The sequence below is a fragment of the Variovorax endophyticus genome (assembly GCF_025376855.1).
GTDB lineage: Bacteria > Pseudomonadota > Gammaproteobacteria > Burkholderiales > Burkholderiaceae_C > Variovorax.
The window spans coordinates 34996-57215 of sequence record NZ_JAHUTH010000041.1; the positions used below are offsets into that span (position 1 = coordinate 34996).

At 70.2% G+C, this 22220-nt stretch carries 16 protein-coding genes; 12 read left to right on the plus strand and 4 right to left on the minus strand.

The annotated features are described in order from the left end of the window. Nucleotides 1-25 precede the first annotated feature (25 nt). Genes KV106_RS35970 through KV106_RS35980 form a run of 3 tightly spaced genes read left to right on the plus strand, consistent with a single transcriptional unit; the run spans nucleotide 26 to nucleotide 6917 of the window. Nucleotides 26-4861, plus strand: coding sequence for a CapA family protein (locus tag KV106_RS35970; RefSeq protein ID WP_261216605.1), 4836 nt, complete (start codon nucleotides 26-28; stop codon nucleotides 4859-4861). Next, on the plus strand, nucleotides 4858-5811 hold the full coding sequence (locus KV106_RS35975; RefSeq protein ID WP_261216606.1) for an alpha/beta hydrolase family protein: 954 nt from the start codon (nucleotides 4858-4860) through the stop codon (nucleotides 5809-5811). Before KV106_RS35970 ends, KV106_RS35975 begins: the two co-directional genes overlap by 4 nt. Before the next feature lie 35 nt (nucleotides 5812-5846). Further along, complete coding sequence (locus KV106_RS35980; RefSeq protein ID WP_261216608.1) at nucleotides 5847-6917, plus strand: aldose epimerase family protein; 1071 nt, start codon at nucleotides 5847-5849, stop codon at nucleotides 6915-6917. A gap of 139 nt (nucleotides 6918-7056) precedes the next feature. Here KV106_RS35980 and KV106_RS35985 read toward each other — a convergent pair whose 3' ends face one another. From KV106_RS35985 to KV106_RS35995, 3 genes are all read right to left on the minus strand, one after another. Continuing rightward, nucleotides 7057-7743, minus strand: a complete 687-nt coding sequence (locus tag KV106_RS35985) for a Crp/Fnr family transcriptional regulator (protein WP_057594587.1) — start codon at nucleotides 7741-7743, stop codon at nucleotides 7057-7059. A gap of 69 nt (nucleotides 7744-7812) precedes the next feature. Next, nucleotides 7813-8781, minus strand: a complete 969-nt coding sequence (locus tag KV106_RS35990; protein WP_057594588.1) for an AraC family transcriptional regulator — start codon at nucleotides 8779-8781, stop codon at nucleotides 7813-7815. A gap of 88 nt (nucleotides 8782-8869) precedes the next feature. After that, complete coding sequence (locus KV106_RS35995; protein ID WP_261216609.1) at nucleotides 8870-9808, minus strand: SMP-30/gluconolactonase/LRE family protein; 939 nt, start codon at nucleotides 9806-9808, stop codon at nucleotides 8870-8872. 147 nt (nucleotides 9809-9955) lie between these two features. Here KV106_RS35995 and KV106_RS36000 point away from each other — a divergent pair, with 147 nt between their 5' ends. Then, nucleotides 9956-10732, plus strand: coding sequence for an SDR family NAD(P)-dependent oxidoreductase (locus KV106_RS36000; RefSeq protein WP_261216612.1), 777 nt, complete (start codon nucleotides 9956-9958; stop codon nucleotides 10730-10732). A gap of 140 nt (nucleotides 10733-10872) precedes the next feature. On the opposite strand, the gene KV106_RS36005 is transcribed toward KV106_RS36000, so the two are convergent. After that, nucleotides 10873-11832 carry a LysR family transcriptional regulator gene (locus tag KV106_RS36005; protein ID WP_057594591.1) on the minus strand — a complete coding sequence of 320 codons (960 nt, stop codon included), beginning with the start codon at nucleotides 11830-11832 and terminating at the stop codon, nucleotides 10873-10875. Between the two features lie 146 nt (nucleotides 11833-11978). Between KV106_RS36005 and KV106_RS36010 the strand changes: the two genes are divergently transcribed. From KV106_RS36010 to yjfF, 8 genes are all read left to right on the plus strand, one after another. Then, entirely contained in the window at nucleotides 11979-13445 is a 1467-nt protein-coding gene (locus tag KV106_RS36010) for an aldehyde dehydrogenase family protein (RefSeq protein WP_261216614.1), read from the plus strand. A 64-nt stretch (nucleotides 13446-13509) separates the two neighbouring features. Continuing rightward, nucleotides 13510-14475 (plus strand): ABC transporter substrate-binding protein, encoded by a 966-nt coding sequence (locus KV106_RS36015; RefSeq protein ID WP_057594593.1) that lies wholly within the window; start codon nucleotides 13510-13512, stop codon nucleotides 14473-14475. A gap of 8 nt (nucleotides 14476-14483) precedes the next feature. After that, on the plus strand, nucleotides 14484-15554 hold the full coding sequence (gene chvE / locus KV106_RS36020) for a multiple monosaccharide ABC transporter substrate-binding protein (protein ID WP_261216616.1): 1071 nt from the start codon (nucleotides 14484-14486) through the stop codon (nucleotides 15552-15554). 38 nt (nucleotides 15555-15592) lie between these two features. Then, complete coding sequence (mmsA, locus tag KV106_RS36025) at nucleotides 15593-17119, plus strand: multiple monosaccharide ABC transporter ATP-binding protein (protein WP_261216639.1); 1527 nt, start codon at nucleotides 15593-15595, stop codon at nucleotides 17117-17119. Beyond that, complete coding sequence (gene mmsB, locus KV106_RS36030; protein ID WP_261216619.1) at nucleotides 17106-18314, plus strand: multiple monosaccharide ABC transporter permease; 1209 nt, start codon at nucleotides 17106-17108, stop codon at nucleotides 18312-18314. Before mmsA ends, mmsB begins: the two co-directional genes overlap by 14 nt. Nucleotides 18315-18318: 4 nt before the next feature. Further along, nucleotides 18319-19848: a sugar ABC transporter ATP-binding protein gene (locus KV106_RS36035; RefSeq protein WP_057594596.1), complete on the plus strand. Its 1530-nt coding sequence runs from the start codon at nucleotides 18319-18321 to the stop codon at nucleotides 19846-19848. Between the two features lie 325 nt (nucleotides 19849-20173). Further along, nucleotides 20174-21187 carry an ABC transporter permease gene (locus KV106_RS36040; protein ID WP_314733665.1) on the plus strand — a complete coding sequence of 338 codons (1014 nt, stop codon included), beginning with the start codon at nucleotides 20174-20176 and terminating at the stop codon, nucleotides 21185-21187. After that, entirely contained in the window at nucleotides 21184-22209 is a 1026-nt protein-coding gene (yjfF, locus tag KV106_RS36045) for a galactofuranose ABC transporter, permease protein YjfF (RefSeq protein WP_261216626.1), read from the plus strand. The genes KV106_RS36040 and yjfF overlap by 4 nt, the downstream gene beginning before the upstream one ends. Nucleotides 22210-22220: the final 11 nt, after the last annotated feature.

A 22220-nucleotide genomic window follows, 5' to 3' on the forward strand; every position in this document is an offset into this window, starting at 1 on the left:
TGGCGGGGTCTTCCTCCTTTCTCGCATGCCCGAACCGACCCTTTCTCTCGCCGAACTCCTGAACCGCGCCAGGCAGGCACTGGCGGGTCCCGAGGGCGTGCTGCCCGCGCTGCCGCCGGCCACGCCGGTCACCGGCAGCGTGGTCTTCCTCGCGATCGGCGAGGGCGGCAGCCGCGCGCGCGTGGTCTCGGGCCGCGGCGCCGATGCCGCGCAGGCCTGGGAGGAAGCGGCCGAGGCGCTGGCCGATGCCGCGCAGCGCGGCGAGCGGCCGCCGCAGCGGCTGCGCGCGGAGCTGGTCGAGCACGTGCTGCCGATGCACTGGGGCGAGTTCAAGGAACTGCTCGCGAAGACGCGGCGCAACTACTTCCAGCAGGGCGTGTCCTTCGACAGCCGCTTCGAGTTCGCGCTGCTCGCGCCCGAGGCCAACGGCAGCGCGGTCTTCTACGACGGCAGCGTGGACCACTGCCTGCCCAATCCCGGCAACCTGCGGCTGCACACCCGGCGCCGCTTCGGCAAGGAGCTCGACTTTCCCGACGACGATGCCGCGCCCGTGTGGTGCTTCACCACGCGCGCGGTCTACGTCGATGCGGGTGGGGCCTGGCCGATCGTGCCCGAGGGGCAGGAGGCCAACCTGCGCCGCCTCGACGACTGGAACGCCGCGCGGGTGCGCGGCATGGTGGAGGACGCCAGCCGCTATCTCGCGGCGCAGGTCAAGCCCACGGGCGAGTTCCACTACGGCTGGTTCCCCTGCTTCGACCGCGCCATCCCGACCTACAACACGCTGCGCCACGCGAGCTCGACCTATGCGCTGCTCGAGGCCTGGGAGCTCACGCGCGATGCCGCGCAGAAGGAGGCCATCGACCGCTCGCTGGCCTTCCTCGCGGGCTCGCTGATCCGGCCCGCGGTGCTGCCCGACGGCAGCCGCGCGGCCTTCCTGGTCGACGTGGCGCACGAGATCAAGCTCGGCGGCAACGCCGTCTGCCTGCTGGCCTTCGTCAAGTACACCGAGCTCACGGGCGACCGCCGCTTCCTGCCGCTGCTCGAGCAGCTCGCGCTCGGCATCCGCCACATGCAGGACCCCGAGAGCGGCCGCTTCGTGCACGTGCTGCACCGGCCCAGCCTCGCGGTGAAGGAGGCTTTCCGCGTCATCTATTACGACGGCGAGGCCGCGTTCGGCCTGATGCGGCTGTACGGCCTCACGCGCGATCCGCGCTGGCTCGCGATGGTCGAGAAGGCCTTCGACCACTTCATCGCCGCCGAGCACTGGCGCGCGCACGACCACTGGCTCGGCTACTGCGTCAACGAGCTCACGCGCCACCGGCCCGCGCTGCGCTACTACGAGTTCGGGCTGCGCAACGTGGCCGACTACCTCGACTTCGTGCTCGAACGCGTCACCACGTTCCCGACCCTGCTCGAGCTGATGATGGCCGCGCGCGAGATGGTGCTGCGCATCGAGGCCGATCCCGAACTGCGCCCCCTGCTCGAGGGCCTGGATCGCGACAAGTTCGAGCGCGCGCTCGAGCACCGCGCGCGCTACCTCGCGAACGGCCACTTCTGGCCCGAGCTCGCGATGTTCTTCCGCCATCCCGAGCGCATCGCGGGCGCGTTCTTCATCAAGCACCACAGCTTTCGCGTGCGCATCGACGACGTGGAGCACTACCTGTCGGGCTACGTGGCCTACCACCGGATGCTGAAGGCGCGCGAGGGCGGCGAGATCGCCGCGCCGTCCGTGCCGCAGGCCGCCTCGCAGGCGCCGGCCGACACGCCCGCGACGCGCACCGGCACCGTCGCCTTCGGCGGCGACGTGAACCTCGCCCGCCGCCTGCACTACCGGCGCCTCGAGCTCGGCGGCGCGCGCCGCATGCTCAGCGGCATCCCCGCGCTGCGCGAGGCCGACCTGCGCATCGTCAACCTCGAATGCGTGGTCGCCACCACCGGCGAGCAGGGCGTGGACAAGGGCGAGGCCGGCTCCTACTACTTCCGCGCGCGGCCCGAGATGCTGGACGTGCTCACCACCGCGCGCGTCGGCATCGTCGCCACCGCCAACAACCACAGCGGCGACTACGGTCCGGGCGCGCTGATGGAGCAGCAGTGGCACCTGCGCGCCGCGGGCATCGCCTGGGCCGGTTCCGGGCGCGACCTCGAGGCCGCGCTGCGCCCGGCCTTCGCGATGGCCGGCGAGGTGCGCGTGGCGCTGTTCTCGCTCGACGCCACCCAGCCCCAGTTCGCGGCCGGCCCCGACAGGCCCGGCGCCGCCTACCTGCCGCTCGACGAGCCCGCGGCCTGGACCGCGCTGCTCGCGCCGCGCATCGCGAAGGCGCGCGAGTCGGCCGACGTGGTGCTGGTGGCGGTGCACTGGGGCGACAACCTCGAGACCGAGCCCTCCGAGGCCGAGATCGCGGTCGGCCACGCGATCGTCGACGCGGACGCCGATGCCGTGCTCGGCACCTCGGCGCACGTGCTGCAGGGCATCGAGGTCTACCGCGGCCGGCCGATCGTGCACGACGCGGGCGACCTGCTGTTCGAGGCGGTGCGCAACGACTTCGTCGACGCGGGCGTGTTCACGCTCGCACTGAGCCCGCGCGGCGTCGAGCAGCTGGTCTTCACGCCGATCGGCGTGGGCTTCGGCCGCTCGCGCCAGTACGCGAACGAACGCGCGCGCGGCGCGGCCGCGCGCTTCGCGCGCCAGTGCGAGGCGCTGGGCACCGCCATGACGGTACAGCCCGAGGGCCGCTGCACGCTCGCGCTGGCGCCGCCCGAGCGCGCCTCGCGGCTCGCCGCCGACGCGCCCGCGCTGCCCGAGCAGGTGTTCGCGCGCGTCGCGCCGATGCTCGCGCCGCGGCCCGAATGGCTGGTCGACGTGCTGCCGCCCGATTCGCGCCACATCGCGCCGATGCGCTTCGGCCCGCTCGAGCTGCTCGGCATCCGCTGCACGCCGACGCAGATCTCGGGCCGCCGCATGCTGTGGGTCGAGTCGTTCTGGCGCGCGGTCGAACCGGTGGCCGACGACCTGCGCATCCAGTTCCGTGCCATGCCGATGCGCAGCACCCACATGCCGCCCTGGGGCGAGAGCATGGACCACGATCCCTGCGACTGGATGTGGCCCACCAGCCGCTGGCAGCCGGGGCGCATCCACCGCGACCGCTACGGACTGCGCCCGCCCGCGAGCAGCCTGCTGCGCAGCGACGTGCTGCAGCTCGAGGTGCGGGTGGTCGGCAGCGCCCGGCCCGCGCGCCTGGGCGAGGAGAGCGAGGAGACCGTGCCCGCGCCCGAATGGCCGGCGCGGCGCCTGCCCGTGTGGTGCGGGCTGCGTGCCTCGCAGGTGGCGCTGCCGCTGCCCGAGCGGCCCGCGCCCGTGCTGTTCGCGCTGCGTCCCGGTGCGTCGGCCACGCCCGAGCCGGTGTGGACCGCCGAGGCGCTGCAGCGCATCACGCACGGCCAGTGGCTGGTCGAGCCGCCGCCCGGCTGGCTCGCGCGCTCGGTGGTGCGCGGGCCCAAGCACATGGAGCTGCTGCCGGCGCCGGCGCTGTTCGTCGCCTCCGACTACGAGACGCTGGCCGCGCACGAGCGCTACAGCCGGCCGCGCAGTACCGTCAACTGGGACCGCCACCTGCTGCTGCCCGGGCTGCAGGACCAGCTCGCGGGCGCGATCGTGCAGCACCCGGTCGAGGGCCTCGCGAGCGACTTCCCGCTGCTGCAGGTGGAGGACCCGATCCGTGCCCTGCTGCGCCTGGGCGCCGCCGCGCGCGAGCGCTACCGCGGCCTGCTGGTCGGCGTGACCGGCACCGTGGGCAAGTCCTCCACCATCGCGATGCTGCGCGACCTGCTGCCCGCGCAGGCGCGCGTGCACACCACCATCGACAACTACAACTCGCGCGTCGGCGTGCCGGCGATGCTGGCCAGCCTCGGGCCCGACGTCGACGTCTGCATCCTCGAGATGGCGCAGAGCTCGCTGTGGATGGACCGCGGCCCGATCTCGCTGATGGCGCGCCCGCACGTGGCGATCGTCACCGAGATCGGCCTGTCGCAGACCCGGCAGGCCGTGAGCGTCGAGCAGACGGCCGAATACAAGTCGCGCATCTTCCTCGGCCTGGAGCCCGGCGGCGTGGCGATCGTGCCCGACCACATCCCCTGCCTGCTGCCGGTGGTGCAGGCGGCCGCGCGCACCGCCGGCGCGGTCTGGGTGGTGGGGCCGGGGCCGCAGGCCGACGTGCGCGTGCTCGGCATCGAACCCGAGGGCCACGGCTGCCGCGTGCGCATCGCGCTGCGCGGGCGCACCCATTCCTACCTGTTCCCGGTCGCGAGCGAAGGGCTGGTGCGCAACTCCACGCTCTCGTTCGCGGCGCTGGTCGCGATGGGCTTCGATCCCGAGGCCGCCTGCGCGCGCATGCCCGGCGTGCGGCTGCCGGCCTCGGTGATGCAGGTGCATGCGCTGCGCACCGGCAACGGCGTGCAGGCCACGCTGATCGACGACAGCTGGAACGCCGAGGTGATGTCGATGCGCAATGCGATGGCGTTCGTGCGCGACTACGGACGCGGGAATGGTGCCACGCCGGTCGCGCGCCGCATCGCCATGCTCGGGCGCATCGTCAACCTCGACCACGAGTCCGAGGCCATGCACCGCAGCCTCGCGGCGCCGCTGCTGGCCTCGGGCATCGAGCACGTCGTGACGCACGGCCAGGAGATGCGCTGGCTGCGCGAGGAGATGCCGGCCGCGATGCTGGGTCCGCACTTCGAGAGCGCGGCCGAGGCCGCCGGCTATCTCGGCGCCTTCCTGCGCGACGGCGACCTGCTGCTGGTGAAGGGCGACCGCGACCGCTCCGACTTCGGCGACATCCCCGAGCTGCTGCAGAAGCTATGAACCTGCGTTCGACCGCCATGCTGCTGTGCGCGCTCGCCGTGGCGTTGGTGCAGGCGGCCTGCGCGCAGCGCGCCGAGATCCGGCCGCCCGCGATCCGCGCCATCGGCGACGAGGTGCTGCACTGGAACCAGCCGGCGGTGCGCGAGAACTGCCCCGAGGGCCGCTTCGGCTTCCTCTGGGTGCAGCCGGTCGAGGGGCCGGCCTGCATCCGCTATTTCGCGAGCAGCGACATCGAGGGCGCGCGCATCGCCATCGTGCAGTTCTCTGGCGACCGCGATGCCGTGATGGACCAGCCGCCCGCGCGCATCTCGGGCAACACCGAGGCGCTGCGCACGGCCGATGCGCAGAAGAACCGCGACCGCGCCGGCGTGCCGTGGATCTTCGTCGCGCGGCCCGGCACCTACGGTTCCTCGGGCAACCACCGCCAGCGCCGCCAGCCGGTGGAGTTCCATGCGCTCGATGCCGCGCTCGACGCGCTGATGCAGCGCCACCGGATCCAGCGCCTGGTCATCCTCGGCCACAGCGGCGGTGCCACCGCGGGTGCCGCGCTGCTCACGCTGGGCCGCACGCGCGTGGCCTGCGCGGTGCTGACCTCGGGCGCCTACGGCCTGCTCGAGCGCGCGCGCCTGCTCGGGCGTTCGCGCGACGGGCGCACCGACACCACCGGCAGCACGCGCTTCTACGACCCGCTCGACCATGTCGACGGCGTGGTGCCCGATGCGGCGCGCCGCATCGTGCTGATCGGCAACCGCGAGGACCAGAACACGCCCTTCGCGCTGCAGGAGCGCTTCGCCGAGGCGCTGCAGCGCGCCGGCCATCGCGTGGAGATCCGTACCGCGGCCGCGGAGCCGCCCGACTTCCACGACCTCAAGGACCGCGCGGGGCCGAACGCCGCCGCGGCCTGCGCGCGCGAAGCCATGTACCCGGAACCGCGCGGCATGGAGCACTGAGCCCGGGCCGCTCCATTCACACCAGACGTCATTCGATGAGCGAACCGAGAATCTCCCAGCGCAGCTACGGCCGCATGCCCGATGGCCGGCCCGTCATCGAGTACACGCTCGACAACGGCCTCGGCCTGCGGCTGCAGGCGATCAACCTCGGCGGCATCGTCACCGCGCTGCTGGTGCCCGATCGCCAGGGCCGCGCCGCCAACGTGGTGCTGGGCCTGCCCGACCTCGCGGCCTACCTCGGGCCGCATCCGCACCTGGGCACCATCGTCGGCCGCTTCGCCAACCGCATCGCGGCCGGGCGCTTCGAGCTCGACGGGCAGGCGCACCAGCTCGCGCTCAACGACGGGCCGAACTCGCTGCACGGCGGGCCGCAGGGTTTCGGCAAGCGCTTCTGGAGCATCTACGCGCTGCCGGGCGAGCCCGGGCGCATCGGCATCGAGCTGCGCCATGTCAGCGCGCATGGCGACGAGGGCTACCCGGGCGAGCTGCGGCTCGCCGTGCGCTACGAGCTGAGCACCACGGCCAACACCTGGCGCATCGGCTACCGCGCCGAGACCGACCGGCCGACCGTGCTGAACCTGAGCCACCACGACTACTTCAACCTCGCGGGCGAGGGCAGCGCGATGGCGCACCGGCTCACGCTGCCGGCCAGCCGCTACTGCCCGGTCGATGCCACGCTGATCCCGACCGGGCTGGCCGAGGTGGCGGGCACGCCCTTCGACTTCCGGCAGCCGATGCCCATCGGCGAGCGCATCCGCGACGGCCATGCGCAGATGCTCGCCGCGCGCGGCTACGACCACAACTGGGTGCTCGACCGCGCGCAGGAACGCGATGGCCTCGCGCTGGCCGCGCGGCTGGCGCACGAAGCCTCGGGCCGCACGATGGAGGTGCACACCACCGAGCCCGGCGTGCAGTTCTATTCGGGCAACTTCCTCGACGGCAGCCTGCTGGGCAGCGGTGGCGCGGCGATTCGCCAGGGCGACGGCCTGTGCCTGGAGACGCAGCACTTCCCCGATTCGCCGAACCGGCCGGAATTTCCCTCCACGGTGCTGCGGCCCGGCGAGGTGTTCCGCAGCGTGACCGAGCACCGCTTCGGCATCGCCTGAAGCCCGGCGCCGGGCTCACGAGGTGTGAAGAAACCGTAGCGAGCGCCCCGAGGTCGCGCCGAGGACCGCAGCCGTACTCACGTACGGTGAGGACCGCAGGTGCGAGATCGGGGCGCGCAGTAGGTTTATTCATACCTTGTCAGGCCGCCGACAGCCGGTCGTCGGGCACCGTGCCGAAATCCGTCAGCGCGAAATCCTCGGGCACGTGCACGGCGCGCGCATCGCGCCGCAGCAGGCCGCGCTGTTCCATGGCGCGCATGGTCTTGTTGACCACCTCGCGCGACAGCCCCGAGTACGAGGCGATCATCGATTGCGAGATGCGCTTGTCGAAGCCGCCCGCATGCGCCGGCGCCAGCTGCGTGAGCTGGTGCAGCACGTGGCCCACCAGCGCGCCCGAGGACAGCGTGGAGACGCGCCGCAGCCGTCCGCGCAGCAGGGCCAGCCGCTTCGCGACCAGGCCCAGCAGGCGCAGCGCGATCTCGGGCCGGCGCGCGCACAGCTCGCGCAGCGCCGCCGCCGACACCAGGTGCACCGACGAGGGCAATGCGGCGACCAGCGCCTGCGTCGAGCGGTAGCGATCCTCCGGCAGCCCGAGATCGAGGAAGAAGTCGTCGGCGCGGATGAACTCGCTCGTGAAGTCGGCGCCCGGCGTGCGGCCGCGCGCCACCACGCGCAGCAGTCCGCTCGCCACGCAGTAGACGCGGTCGGTGTCTTCGCCGGCCTCGAGCACGGTCTCGTTGCGCCGGAAGTAGCGCAGCTCGCTGTGGCGGGTCAGCCATTCCCGTTCCGCCATCGGAAGGCCGGCCGTGAGGGGATGCAGGTACATGGCCGCGATGATTGGCGAGCGCGGCCGCCGCGTCTTCTCATTGCGCGCAGGCGCCCCGCGGCGAAACGATCAGTGGCCGCCGGCCCGTGCCCGCGCGTCGCGCGGCGTCATGGCGTAAGCGGCGCGGAAGGCGCGGTAGAAGGTCGCGAGGCTGTCGAAGCCGCTGCGGTAGGCGATGTCGGTGACCGAGCGTTCCGGTGCCGCCGCCAGCTGCCGCGAGGCGTCGGCGAGCCGCAGCGCCGTCAGCGTGCGCGCGAACGAATGGCCGGTGGGCTCGAACAGCACGTGCACCTGGCGCAGCGAGATGCCCAGTTCGCGTGCCACGCCCGAGGGCGAGAGTTCGGGCAGCCGCAGGTCGCGCTGCAGGATCTCGCGCGCCGCGTGCAGCAGGCCCGCGCGCAGCGCGGCACGGCTCTCGGGCAAGCCCGGCGCGAGGCGGCCGCGCGCCAGCAGCGTCAGCCGCACGGCATGCACCACCTCGGCCCCGGCGTTGGCGAGTTCACCGGGTCGCGTCGTCAGCGCGCGGAACAGCGCCAGCAGCGGTCGCGCGAAGGCGGCCGTGCGCGTGAGCGGTGCCGCGAACAGGTCGTCGGCGCGCGCGCCCAGCAGCATGCCGGGCGCGAGCGGTATGCGCAGCGAGCGGAAGTCGAAGCCGTCGCCGCGGATCGGCGTGGCCTCGAACGGCAGGTCGGCATGGTGGACCACGAGGTCGCCCTCGCGCACCAGCAGGGGTTCGCCGCGGCCGCTGCCGACCCAGCCCGGGCCGCGCACCTGCAGGCCGATGCACAGGCTCTGGCCCGCGACGCGCGCGATGTCGGCGCGCGTGCGGCTCACGCGGTAGGAGGAGGCGCGCAGCTCGGAGACGCTGGCGCAGATGCTCGCGTCGCCGACCGGCGTGGAGAGGAAGTGCCCTTCGAAGGCCGTGCGCCGTTCGCGCGGCACCTCGATCGTGACGCCGAACAGGTGCTTGCCGCGGACTTCGCACCAATGGTCGAAGCGGTCCTGCGGGCGGAGGTCGTCGGTCGAGAAATGCAGCATGGCCGTCGGAGCGAAGCGACGGATTCTCCGGCGACTTCGCGTCGCCGGCATGGCAATCCCCGGTGTCCGTGGGGCCGACGGGGTCGGGTCAGCCCGCGAACAGGTTCGCCGCTACGCCAGGGCCGTCGATGCGCACCGCGAACAAACCGCCGGCCAGCGGCTCGGCGGCGAGCTGCGCCTCGCTGCGGCCGTTGCGCGCGGTCGAGATGTAGAGCGTGCGCAGGTCGGGGCCGCCGAAGGCGCAGTCGGTGACGTTGCCCGCGGGCAGCGCGATGCGCGCGAGTTCCCGCGCGCTCACCGGATCGTGGCAGCTCACGCAGGCGCCGTCCCAGTGCGCGATCCACAGCCGGCCGGCCGCGTCGGTGGTCATGCCGTCGGGCAGGCCGTCGGTGGCGGGGAAGCGGTGCCAGAGGCGGCGGTTCGACACCGTGCCGGCCTCCATGTCGAAGTCGTAGGCGTAGAGATGGTTGAGCACCGTGTTGTTGAAGTACAGAGTGCGGCCATCGGCCGACCAGGTCGGGCCGTTCGTGACCTCGAAGCCGTCGTCGTGACGGCCGCAGCGGCCGTCGCCGTCGAAGCGGTAGAGCGCGCCGGTGGGCGCCTTGCAGTCGAAGTCCATGCTGCCGCCCCAGAAGCGGCCGCGCGCGTCGCACTTGCCGTCGTTGAAGCGGTTGCCCGCGCGCTCGGGCTCGGGCTGGTGCAGGTAGGCGGGCGAGGCGGTCTCGTCCTCGGGCGCCGTCGCGGGATCGAAGAAGGCGAAGCCGCGGCGCAGCGTGATCACCAGGCCCGCGGCGGCGGCGCGCTCGGCGATGGCCGTGATCTCCTCGGCGAAGCGCCAGCTCCGGCGCTCGCCGCTCGCGGGGTGGAAGCGGAACAGCCGCGGCGTGAGGATGTCGATCCAGTAGAGCGCCTGTTCGCGCGGCGACCACATCGTGCCTTCGCCGAGGTTGGCGCCGGCATCCCAGATGCATTCGGGCGTGCCGAGGATCGTCGGCGCGGGGAGGGGGCTTGTCTCTGCGGCGGTCATGCGTGCCTTCTTGGTTGGGTGCCTCGTGGCGGGTCTTCTTGACGCCGCGGATCGTATCAAGGCATATTGATAACTGAAATAAAAAACAATGGCATGTATTGATATTCAATTTGCAATGAATCAAGACCACCCCGTCCGGAGACCTCCTTGACCGCTTCCTCCTCCCTTGCCATCCACCCCAGCCTCTCGGGCCGCACCGTGTTCGTCACGGGCGGCGGCAGCGGCATCGGCGCGGCCATCGTGTCGGCCTTCGCCGCGCAGGGCGCCAGGGTGGCTTTCGTCGACATCGCCGAAGCCGCCAGCGCCGAACTCGCGCAGCGCATCGCACAGGCCGGCCACGTGGCGCCCTGGTGGCGTGCCTGCGACGTGCGCGACATCGCCGCGCTGCAGGCCGCCATCGCCGATGCGGCGGCCGAACTCGGCGACTTCGCCGTGCTGGTCAACAACGTCGCGAGCGACGACCGCCACACGCTCGAGTCGGTCACGCCCGACTACTACGACAACCGCATGGCGATCAACGAGCGCCCCGCGCTGTTCGCGATCCAGTCGGTGGTGCCGGGCATGAAGCGCCTGGGCGCGGGTTCGATCGTCAACCTCGGCTCCACCGGCTGGCAGACCAAGGGCTCGGGCTACCCCTGCTACGCGATCGCCAAGTCCTCGGTCAACGGCCTCACGCGCGGGCTCGCGGTGGAACTGGGCCGCGACCGCATCCGCATCAACACCGTCTCGCCCGGCTGGGTGATGACCGAGCGCCAGGTCGCGCTGTGGCTCGACGCCGAGGGCGAGCAGGCCCTGAAGCGCAACCAGTGCCTGCCCGACAGGCTGATGCCCGAGGACATCGCGCGCATGGTGCTGTTCCTGGCCTCGGACGATGCGCGGATGTGCACGGCGCAGGAGTTCACCGTGGATGCCGGGTGGACCTGAGAGAGACAGCCGAACAGCCGGACGCAGAGGACGCGAAGGTTTCGCGAAGAGCGCGAAAGGAATACCAAATTTTTTGAGGTCTCTTTTGCGTACTTCGCGAAACCTTCGCGTTCTTCGCGTCCGGCTGCCCGCCCCCGAATTCAGTCGATCTCGAGCTTGCGCCCGTAGACGCCCAGGCTCGCCGTCTTCAGCGCCTTCATCATCACCTTGGCCGCCGGCGACAGCAGCCGGTCGGTGCGCGTGATGATGCCGAAGGCGTCCATGTGGCAGGGCATGTCCAGCGGCAGCAGCGACACGATGCCGTGCGCGGCGTAGTAGCGCGCCACGTCGGTCGCCAGCACCGCCACCATGTCGCTCTGCTGCAGCATGCGCGTGATGAACAGCAGCGCCGAGCTTTCGATGGTGTTGATCGGCGGCTGCAGCCCCTCCTCCTGGAACATCAGCTCGAAGCGATGCCGCAGCACGCTGCCGGCCGGCGGCACGATCCAGCCCTCGCCGACCACGTCGCGCAGCGTGAGGCCGCTCACGCCCAGCAGCGGATGGCCGGGGCGCACCAGCGCGCACACCGGCTCCTCGGTCAGCGCCTCGTAGCGCAGCTGCGACTTGTCGTGCTCGGCGAACAGCCGCGCCACCAGGATGTCGAGCTTGCCCTGCTCGAGCCGCTCGATCAGCACCGGGCTGGTCTCGATCTCGAGCGAGATCCGCAGCTGGGGCTGCTCGCGCTTGACCATCGCCACCGCGGGCGGCAGCAGCGTGAGGCCGGGCGCGGTGATCGCGCCCACGCTCACCTGGCCGAAGCGGCCGGCCTTGAGCGCGGTGAGCTCGTCGTGCGCCTGGTTCAGGCTCGCGAGCGCCACCCGCGCGTGGCGGATCATGGTCTCGCCGTACCAGGTCGGCCGCATGCCGCGCGGCAGCCGCTCGAACAGCGGCACCTCGAGCACGTCCTCCAGGTCCTTGAGCAGCTTGGAGGCCGCCGGCTGCGTCATGTTGAGCACCTGCGCGGCGCGGTGGATGTTGCCTTCCTCGGCCAGTGCCACCAGCAGCAGCAGCTGGCGCGTCTTGAGCCGCGCGCGGATAAACCAATGGGTGTAGTTCGTCATGAAGGCTGAGAACCTCGGTTCGCCCGGGTTTTCCAGAATGTCTCGATCGATATTCATTTTGTCGAAAAAATGATTGGATCGATATCCGTTTCATTCCTAGACTGCCGCCCACCCCCCACAACAACAGAGACAAGGTCGGCGCCACGGTGTTCCACGGCGAGATCCATCAGAACGTGCGGCAGTACATCAACGGCCGCTGGGAAACCAGCGCGACCACCGGTGTGAGCACCAATCCCTCGGACACCAGCGAAGTGGTGGCCGAGTACGCACGGGCCGACCGCCGCCAGACCGACGCGGCGATCCGCGCCGCCTCCGACGCCTTCCCCCACTGGAGCCACAGCACGCCGCAGCGCCGCGCCGACGTGCTCGACCGCATCGGCGCCGAGCTGCTGGCGCGCAAGGACGAGCTGGGCCTGCTGCTGGCGCGCGAGGAGGGCAAGGTGCTGCCCGAGGCCGTGGCCGAGGTGGCGCGCGCGGGCCAGGTGTTCAAGTTCTTCGCGGGCGAGGCCTTCCGTGGCGGCGCGGGCGCCGGCGGCGGCGAGAGCCTCGCCTCGGCGCGCGCGGGCGTGCAGGTCGACGTCACGCGCGAGCCGCTCGGCGTGGTCGGCCTGATCGCGCCCTGGAACGCGCCTTTCGCGGTGCCGGCCTGGAAGATCGCGCCCGCGCTCGCGCATGGCAACAGCGTGGTGTTCAAGCCGGCCGAGCGGGTGCCGGCCTGCGGCTGGGCGCTGGCCGAGATCATCAGCCGCGCCGCGCTGCCCGCGGGCGTGTTCAACCTCGTGATGGGCAGCGGCCGCGAGGTCGGCCAGGCGCTGGTCGACAGCCCGCACGTCGACGCGCTGAGCTTCACCGGCTCGGCCGCCGTCGGCGAGCGCGTGCTGCGCGGCGCCACCGCGCGCCGGGCCCGGGTGCAGCTCGAGATGGGCGGCAAGAACGCGCTGGTGGTGCTGGCCGACGCCGACCTCGAGCGCGCGGTCGACTGCGCGGTGCAGGGCGCCTACTTCTCGGCCGGCCAGCGCTGCACGGCCTCGAGCCGGCTGATCGTCGAGGCCTCGGTGCACGATGCCTTCGTGGCGCGGCTGCGCGAGCGGCTCAAGGCGCTGCGCGTGGGCCATGCGCTCGAGCGCGGCGTGGAGATCGGCCCGGTGGCCGACGCCGAACGGCTCGCGGGGCATCTCGCCTGGGTCGACATCGCGCGCGCCGAGGGCGCCGAGCATGTCTGGGGCGGCGAAGCGCTGGAGCGCGCCACCACCGGTCACTACATGAGCCCGGCGCTGTTCCTGGCCGAGCCCGGCCACCGCATCGCGCGCGAGGAGATCTTCGGCCCGCTGGCCTGCGTGCTGCGCGCCACCGACTACGAGCATGCGCTCGCGCTGTGCAACGACACGCCGTTCGGCCTGTGCGCCGGCATCTGCACCAACTCGCTGAAGCACGCGATGCATTTCAGGCGCCATGCCGAGGTCGGCATGACCATGGTCAACCTGCCGACCGCGGGCGTGGACTTCCACGTGCCCTTCGGCGGCCGCAAGGGCTCGGGCTACGGCCCGCGCGAGCAGGGACGCCAGGCCGCCGAGTTCTACACGCAGGTCAAGACCGGCTACATGCTGGCCTGACCCGCACCCAGGTCCCCCTAAGGTTTCCGACAAGCAGCCCCCCATCCACAACAGGAGACGACCCATGACCATGAACCGCCGCACCCTCAACGCCGCGCTCGCCGCCGCCGCCCTCGGCGGTCTGCTGCCGGCTTCCGTCCTCGCGCAGAAGAAGCTCGTGCTGGGCTTCGCGCAGGTCGGCGCCGAAAGCGAATGGCGCACCGCCAACACCGAGTCGATCAAGGCCTCGGCCAAGGAGGCGGGCATCGAGCTCAAGTTCTCCGACGCGCAGCAGAAGCAGGAGAACCAGATCAAGGCGATCCGTTCGTACATCGCGCAGAAGGTCGACGTGATCGCCTTCTCGCCCGTGGTCGAGTCGGGCTGGGACACGGTGCTGCGCGAGGCCAAGGCCGCGAAGATCCCGGTGGTGCTGACCGACCGCTCCGTCAACAGCAAGGACGACACGCTCTACGTGACCTTCATGGGCTCGGACTTCGTCGAGGAGGGCCGCAAGGCCGGCCGCTGGCTGGTCGAGAAGATGAAGGACCAGAAGGGCGAGGTCAACATCGTCGAGCTGCAGGGCACGGTGGGCTCGGCGCCCGCCATCGACCGCAAGAAGGGCTTCGAGGAAATCATCAAGGCCGACCCGAAGTTCAAGATCGTGCGCTCGCAGACCGGCGACTTCACGCGCGCCAAGGGCAAGGAGGTGATGGAAGCCTTCCTCAAGGCCGAGGGCAAGAAGATCAACGTGCTCTACGCGCACAACGACGACATGGCGATCGGCGCGATCCAGGCCATCGAGGAGGCCGGCCTCAAGCCCGCGAAGGACATCGTGATCATCTCCATCGACGGCGTGAAGGGCGCCTTCGAGGCCATGATCGCCGGCAAGCTCAACGTCTCGGTCGAATGCAGCCCGCTGCTGGGCCCGCAGCTGATGCAGGCGGTGAAGGACATCAAGGCCGGCAAGACGCTGCCCAAGCGCATCGTGACCGAGGAGGGCATCTTCCCGATGGAAGTGGCCGCCAAGGAATTCCCGAACCGCAAGTACTGAGGACGACCATGAAGCGCAACTTCCTCAAGGCGGCCGTGGCGGGCCTCGCGCTCGCCGCCGCCGGCGTCGCGCCGCTGGCCCGGGCGCAGGACAAGGGCCTGATCGCGATCTCGATGCCCACCAAGTCCTCGGCGCGCTGGATCGCCGATGGCGCCAACATGGTCAAGTACTTCAAGGAGAAGGGGTACAAGACCGACCTGCAGTACGCCGACGACGACATCCCGAACCAGCTCGCGCAGGTCGAGAACATGGTGACCAAGGGCTCGAAGGTGCTGGTGATCGCGGCCATCGACGGCACCACGCTGTCCGACGTGCTGCAGAAGGCTGCCGACAAGGGCGTGAAGGTGATCGCCTACGACCGGCTCATCAAGGGCTCGAAGAACGTCGACTACTACGCCACCTTCGACAACTTCCAGGTCGGCGTGCTGCAGGCGCAGTCGATCGAGAAGGCGCTCGACCTCAAGGCCGGCAAGGGACCGTTCAACATCGAGCTGTTCGGCGGCTCGCCCGACGACAACAACGCCTTCTTCTTCTACAACGGCGCGATGTCGGTGCTCGACCCCTACATCAAGAGCGGCAAGCTGGTGGTGCGCAGCAAGCAGATGGGCATGGACAAGGTCGGCACCCTGCGCTGGGACGGCGCGGTGGCGCAGGCGCGCATGGACAACCTGCTGTCGGCCTTCTACACCAAGGAGCGCGTCGACGCGGTGCTCTCGCCCTACGACGGACTGTCGATCGGCATCCTGTCCTCGCTCAAGGGCGTGGGCTACGGCTCGGGCTCGCAGCCGATGCCGGTGGTGTCGGGGCAGGACGCCGAGATTCCCTCGGTGAAGTCGATCCTGCGCAAGGAGCAGAGCTCGACCGTGTTCAAGGACACGCGCGAGCTCGCCAAGGTCACGGTGGCGATGGTCGACGCCATGCTCTCGGGCAAGACGCCCGAGGTCAACGACACCAAGACCTACAACAACGGCGTCAAGGTCGTGCCCTCGTACCTGCTCAAGCCGGTCAGCGTCGACGGCAGCAACTGGAAGCAGGTGCTGGTCGACAGCGGCTACTACAAGGAAAGCCAGGTCAAGTGAACGAGCGCGACGCGCACGGCGGCGGCACGATCCTCGAGATGCGCGGGATCACCAAGACCTTCCCGGGCGTGAAGGCGCTGTGCAACGTCAACCTCGCGGTGCGCGCGGGCGAGATCCACGCGGTGGTGGGCGAGAACGGGGCCGGCAAGTCCACGCTGATGAAGGTGCTCAGCGGCGTCTATCCCTGCGACTCGTACGACGGCGAGATCCTGTTCGAGGGCGAGCCGCGCCGCTTCCGGGGCATCGCCGACAGCGAGAAGCTCGGCATCATCATCATCCACCAGGAGCTCGCGCTGGTGCCGCTGCTGTCGATCGCCGAGAACATCTTCCTCGGCAACGAGATCGCGCGCGGCGGCGTGATCGACTGGTTCGCTGCCTATGCGAGGACGCGCGAGCTGCTCGCCAAGGTCGGCCTGAAGGAAGCGCCGACCACGCTGGTGACCGACCTCGGCGTGGGCAAGCAGCAGCTGGTTGAAATTGCGAAGGCGCTCGCGAAGGAGGTGCGCCTGCTGATCCTCGACGAGCCCACCGCGAGCCTCAACGAGACCGACAGCGACGCGCTGCTGCGCCTGCTGCTCGAGCTCAAGCGCCAGGGCATCGCCTCGATCCTGATCTCGCACAAGCTCAACGAGATCGCCAAGGTGGCCGATGCGATCACGGTGCTGCGCGACGGCGCGACGGTCGAGACCATGGACTGCCGCGCCCAGGCGATCAGCGAGGACCGCATCGTGCGCGGCATGGTGGGGCGCGACATGGCGCACCGCTATCCGCCGCGCGAGCCGAAGATCGGCGAGACGGTGTTCGAGCTGCGCGACTGGCGCGTGCACCATGCGCAGCATGCCGACCGCGAGCAGATCCACGGCGTGAGCCTGCGCGTGCGCCAGGGCGAGATCGTCGGCATCGCGGGCCTGATGGGCGCGGGCCGCACCGAGCTCGCGATGAGCGTGTTCGGCCGCTCCTACGGCCAGCGCATCAGCGGCGAGGTGCGGATCCACGGCAAGGAGGTCGACGTGAGCACGGTGCGCAAGGCCATCGACCACGGCATCGCCTACGTGACCGAGGACCGCAAGGGCCTGGGCCTGGTGCTCGAGGAGGAGATCCGCAAGAACTTGAGCCTCGCGAACCTCGACGCGGTGGCCGACGGCCTGGTGATCGACCCGGGCCGCGAGTTCCAGGTGGCGAACGAGTACCGCAAGGCGCTCAACATCCGCTGCGCGGGCATCGAGCAACCCGTGGTCAACCTCTCGGGCGGCAACCAGCAGAAGGTGGTGCTGAGCAAGTGGCTCTTCACCCAGCCCGAGCTGCTGATCCTCGACGAGCCCACGCGCGGCATCGACGTGGGCGCCAAGTACGAGATCTACACCATCATCGACCGGCTCGCGCGCGAGGGCAAAGGCATTCTCATGATCTCTTCCGAACTGCCGGAGCTGCTCGGCATGTGCGACCGCATTTACGTGATGAACGAGGGGCGCTTCGTCGCCGAATTCACGGCCGCCGAGGCCACGCAGGAACGCATCATGCACGCCATCGTGCGCGCGGGGAGCACGGTCCATGTCGCAGCCTGAAGCACAGGCGGCGACCGCCGCCGTGGCCGCCGAGCCCAGGGGCCTGCACGCGGGCTTCCTCAAGAACAACCTGCGCGAATACGGCATGCTGATCTCGCTGGTCGCGATCATGGTGCTGTTCCAGGTGCTGACCGACGGCACCCTGCTGCGGCCGCTGAACCTCACGAACCTGCTGCTGCAGAACAGCTACGTGGTGATCATGGCGCTGGGCATGCTGCTGGTGATCGTGGCCGGCCACATCGACCTGTCGGTGGGCTCGGTCTGCGGCTTCATCGGCGCGCTGGCGGCGGTGCTGATGGTGGAGTACGAATGGCATTTCGTGCCGACCGCGATCGTGAGCATCCTCGCGGGCGCGCTCATCGGCGCGGCGCAGGGCTGGTTCGTGGCCTTCCGCAAGATCCCCTCGTTCATCGTCACGCTCGCGGGCATGCTGGTGTTCAAGGGGCTCACGCTGGCACTGCTCGCGGGCCAGTCGGTGGGGCCGTTCCCCGAGGCCTTCCAGCGCCTGAGCTCGGGCTTCATCCCCGACCCGATCGGCGGCGCGGCGCTGCGCACCACCTCGCTGGTCGTGGGCGCGCTGGCGGCCGCGGCGCTGGTGTTCTTCAAGCTGCGCGGCCGTACGAAGCTCGCGGCGCACGGCATGGCGCAGGAGCCCTATGCCTTCTTCCTCGTGAAGAACCTGTTCTTCGCGGCCATCATCCTGTTCTTCAGCTACCTGCTGGCCACCTACAAGGGCCTGCCCAACGTGCTGATCGTGATGGCGGTACTGATCGTGGCCTACGACTTCGTCACCAACCGCACCACCATCGGCCGGCGCATCTATGCGCTGGGCGGCAACGAGAAGGCGGCGCGGCTGTCGGGCGTGAAGACGCAGCGCCTGGCCTTCCTGACCTTCGTGAACATGGGCGCGCTGGCCGCGCTTGCGGGACTGGTGTTCGCGGCCCGGCTCAACACCGCCACGCCCAAGGCCGGCCTGGGCTTCGAGCTCGACGTGATCGCGGCCTGCTTCATCGGCGGCGCCTCGGCCTCGGGCGGCGTGGGCAAGGTGATGGGCGCGGTGATCGGCGCCTTCATCATGGGCGTGATGAACAACGGCATGTCGATCCTCGGCATCGGCATCGACTACCAGCAGGTGATCAAGGGGCTGGTGCTGCTGGCGGCGGTGTTCATCGATGTCTACAACAAGAACAAGTAGCGCCATGGCCGACTCCGCGACCTCCGCGCCCCTGCCCGTGCTCGCGCTGCGCGGCATCCGCAAGCAGTTCGGCGGCATCGCCGTGCTCGACGACGTGCAGCTCGAGCTGTACCCGGGCGAGGTGCATGCGCTGATGGGGCAGAACGGCGCGGGCAAGTCGACGCTGATCAAGGTGCTGACGGGCGTGCTGCCCTCGAGCGGCGGCGAGATGTTCCTCGACGGGCAGGCGATCCATCCGGCCTCGCCGCTCGATGCGCAGAAGCTCGGCATCAGCACGGTCTACCAGGAAGTGAACCTGTGCCCGAACCTGTCGGTGGCCGAGAACGTGTTCGCGGGTCGCTATCCGCGCCGTGGCGCGCTGCAGGGCTTTCGCATCGACTGGCGCGCGGTGAACCGCCGCGCGGAGGAACTGCTCGCGCGCATCGGGCTCGAGATCGACGTGACGCGCTTGCTGTCGAGCTATTCGGTGGCGGTGCAGCAGATGGTGGCGATCGCGCGCGCGCTCGGCGTGTCGTCGAAGGTGCTGATCCTCGACGAGCCCACCTCGAGCCTGGACGACGACGAGGTCGAGAAGCTGTTCGAGGTGCTGCGGCGGCTGCGCGCGGAAGGCATGGCGATCGTCTTCGTCACGCACTTCCTCAACCAGATGTATGCGGTGTCCGATCGCATCACGGTGCTGCGCAACGGCCACTGGGTGGGCGAATGGAAGGCGGCGGACCTGGGCCCGCAGGCGCTGATCGCGGCGATGCTCGGGCGCGAACTGGCGGCGCAGTCGGCGCGTCCCGCGGCGCTGCCGGCCTTCGACGAGGCGGCCCCCGCGCTGCTGCAGATCGAGGGACTGGCACAGGCCGGCCAGCTGCAGCCGACCGACCTGCGCGTGCGTGCCGGCGAGGTGGTCGGCATCGCGGGCCTGCTGGGCGCGGGCCGCACGGAACTGGCGCGGCTGTTGTTCGGGCTCGAGACGCCCGACCGCGGCGTGCTGAAGATCGAGGGCCGCACGCTGAGCTTCTCGAACCCGGCCGACGCGATCCGAGAGGGCCTGGCGCTGTGCCCCGAGGAACGCAAGACCGACGGCATCGTGGCGGAGCTGTCGGTGCGCGAGAACATCGCGCTCGCGCTGCAGGCACGCCTGGGCACGCGCAAGTTCCTCTCGCATGCCGAGCAGACGGCGATGGCCGAGCGCTTCGTGGCCTCGCTGGGCATCAAGACGGCGAGTGTCGAAACCCCCATCGGCCTGCTCTCGGGCGGCAACCAGCAGAAGGCCATGATCGCGCGCTGGCTCGCGACCGAGCCGCGCATCCTGATCCTCGACGAGCCCACGCGCGGCATCGACGTGGCGGCCAAGCAGGAGATCATGGAAGAGATCCTGCGGCTCGCGCGCGCGGGGATGGCGGTTATCTTCATCTCGTCGGAGATGAGCGAGGTGGTGCGGGTTGCGCATCGCATCGTCGTGCTGCGTGATCGGAAGAAGGTGGGGGAGTTGCCGGGCGGGGCTACGGAGGACGAGGTGTACGACATGATTGCTGCGGCATGAAAGCTCGTTCGATGTCTTGTTCGGGGCGGGCACGCGCCGACGGGGTACTCCCCTCCGCGAATGTCCCCCGGCCTGCGGCCTCCTCCTTTATTTCGCTGCGGGGAGTACCCCGTCGACGCGCGCCTGGACACGGCCGTGGAACCGGCCGCACAACGACTGCGCTCCTCGTGCACAGGGCAGTGGGTGCTTCCCGCAGCGAAATAAAGGAGGAGCCGAAGGCGGGGGACATTCGCGGAGGGAAGTACCCGCTGTCCTGTGCACGCGCCCCCGCCCTCCAGCAGAGAACCCCCCGATGACAACGACAAAAAGCCGAGTGCACGAAGCAATGCACCACCGCCTCACCTGGCCCCTGGTGACGCTGTTCCTCCTGCTGGCCGTCAACACGGCCTTCAACCCCAGCTTCCTCCACCTCGAATGGCGAGAGGGCCATCTCTACGGCAGCCTCATCGACATCCTCAACCGCGCCGCTCCCCTGGTGCTGGTGTCGCTGGGCATGACACTGGTGATCGCCACCCGCGGCATCGACATCTCGGTCGGCGCCGTCGTGGCCATCGCGGCGGCGCTCGCGGCCTGGATGATCGGCGGCTCGGTGGCCAGCGACGTGAGCCGCTTTCCCATGAGCCTGGCCATCCTGGCGGCCATCGGCATCGCGCTGCTGTGCGGACTGTGGAACGGCCTGCTGGTCGCCAAGGTCGGCATGCAGCCGATCATCGCCACGCTGATCCTCATGGTGGCCGGTCGCGGCATCGCGCAGCTCATCGCCGACGGCCAGATCATCACCATCTACTACAAGCCCTTCTTCTTCCTCGGCAGCGGCTACCTGCTGGGCCTGCCGTTCTCGCTGTTCATCGTGGCCACCGTGTTCGTACTGCTGTATCTCGCCATCACGCGCACCGCGCTGGGCCTGTTCATCCAGGCCGTGGGCATCAATCCGACGGCCGCGCGCGTGGTGGGCGTGCAGGCGCGGCGGCTGATCGTCGGGGCCTATGCCTTCTGCGGTGCCTGCGCGGGCGTGGCGGGCCTGCTGATCAGCTCCAACGTCAAGAGCGCGGACGGCAACAACGCCGGCCAGCTGATCGAGCTCGACGCGATCCTCGCCGTGACCCTCGGCGGCACCGCGCTGACCGGGGGTCGCTTCAGCCTCGTGGGCAGCGTGATCGGCGCGCTGATCATCCAGACCCTGACCTATGCGATCTATTCGCTCGGCGTGCCGCCCGAGATCAACCTCGTGGTGAAGGCCGGCGTGGTGTTCGCGGTGATGCTGCTGCAGTCGCCCGAGTTCAGGGCGGAGATCCGGACGCTGGTGCAGCGGCCGGCGCATGACGGAGCCAAGGCATGAGCGCCGTGATCGAGGCGGCACCACAGTCCTCCGCCGTGCGTACAGGGGGGAAGGAGCGCAGCGGGCTCAATCCCAAGTACCTGCCGCTGGCCGCGACCATCTCCCTGTTCGTGCTCGTCGCCACGCTGGGCTCGGTGTTCTACGACGGCTTCTTCTCGGCCCAGGTCTTCCTCAACCTGCTGATCGACAACGCCTTCCTGATCGTCGTCGCCGTCGGCATGACCTTCGTGATCCTCTCGGGCGGCATCGATCTTTCGGTGGGCTCGGTGATCGCGCTCACCACCATGGTGTCGGCCGCGCTGGTCGAGAAGCACGGCTGGAGCCCGGCGGTGGTGATTCCGCTCGTGCTCGCCATGGGCACCGCCTTCGGCGCCTTCATGGGCCTGCTGATCGAGCGCTACCGGCTGCAGCCCTTCATCGTCACGCTGGCCGGCATGTTCCTCGCGCGCGGCCTGTGCTACCTGATCAGCATCGACTCGATCAGCATCACCAACGAGTTCTACACCGAGGTCTCGCAGATCCGCATTCCGATCTGGGGCGAGGCCTCGATCTCGCTGAGCGCGGCGATCGCCGTCGGCGTGCTGCTCGCCGCGGTCTTCGTCGCCCACTGCACGCCCTTCGGCCGCGCCGTCTATGCCATCGGCGGCAGCGAGCATTCGGCCATGCTGATGGGCCTGCCGGTGCGTCGCACGCTGATCGGCGTCTACACCCTCTCGGGCTTCTGCTCGGCGCTGGCCGGCGTCATCTTCACCTTCTACATGCTCTCGGGCTACGGCCTGCATGCCGTGGGCCTCGAGCTCGACGCCATTGCGGCGGTGGTCATCGGCGGCACCCTGCTCACGGGCGGCGTGGGCTATGTCGCCGGCACGCTGTTCGGCGTGCTGATGCTCGGGATCATCCAGACCCTGATCTCCTTCGACGGCACGCTGAGCTCGTGGTGGACGCGCATCGTCGTCGGCGCGCTGCTGTTCGTGTTCTGCCTGCTGCAACGCTTCTTCACCTCGCGCGCCCCGCGCCGCTGATCGACCTCCCC

Excerpts from the sequence above, each read along its gene's own strand:
- KV106_RS35970 (WP_261216605.1), top strand. The coding sequence starts at position 26 with ATGCCCGAACCGACCCTTTCTCTCGCCGAACTCCTGAACCGCGCCAGG.
- KV106_RS35975 (WP_261216606.1), top strand. The coding sequence starts at position 4,858 with ATGAACCTGCGTTCGACCGCCATGCTGCTGTGCGCGCTCGCCGTGGCG.
- KV106_RS35980 (WP_261216608.1), top strand. The coding sequence starts at position 5,847 with ATGAGCGAACCGAGAATCTCCCAGCGCAGCTACGGCCGCATGCCCGAT.
- KV106_RS35985 (WP_057594587.1), bottom strand. The coding sequence starts at position 7,743 with ATGTACCTGCATCCCCTCACGGCCGGCCTTCCGATGGCGGAACGGGAA.
- KV106_RS35990 (WP_057594588.1), bottom strand. The coding sequence starts at position 8,781 with ATGCTGCATTTCTCGACCGACGACCTCCGCCCGCAGGACCGCTTCGAC.
- KV106_RS35995 (WP_261216609.1), bottom strand. The coding sequence starts at position 9,808 with ATGACCGCCGCAGAGACAAGCCCCCTCCCCGCGCCGACGATCCTCGGC.
- KV106_RS36005 (WP_057594591.1), bottom strand. The coding sequence starts at position 11,832 with ATGACGAACTACACCCATTGGTTTATCCGCGCGCGGCTCAAGACGCGC.
- KV106_RS36015 (WP_057594593.1), top strand. The coding sequence starts at position 13,510 with ATGACCATGAACCGCCGCACCCTCAACGCCGCGCTCGCCGCCGCCGCC.
- chvE (WP_261216616.1), top strand. The coding sequence starts at position 14,484 with ATGAAGCGCAACTTCCTCAAGGCGGCCGTGGCGGGCCTCGCGCTCGCC.
- mmsA (WP_261216639.1), top strand. The coding sequence starts at position 15,593 with ATGCGCGGGATCACCAAGACCTTCCCGGGCGTGAAGGCGCTGTGCAAC.
- mmsB (WP_261216619.1), top strand. The coding sequence starts at position 17,106 with ATGTCGCAGCCTGAAGCACAGGCGGCGACCGCCGCCGTGGCCGCCGAG.
- KV106_RS36035 (WP_057594596.1), top strand. The coding sequence starts at position 18,319 with ATGGCCGACTCCGCGACCTCCGCGCCCCTGCCCGTGCTCGCGCTGCGC.
- KV106_RS36040 (WP_314733665.1), top strand. The coding sequence starts at position 20,174 with ATGCACCACCGCCTCACCTGGCCCCTGGTGACGCTGTTCCTCCTGCTG.
- yjfF (WP_261216626.1), top strand. The coding sequence starts at position 21,184 with ATGAGCGCCGTGATCGAGGCGGCACCACAGTCCTCCGCCGTGCGTACA.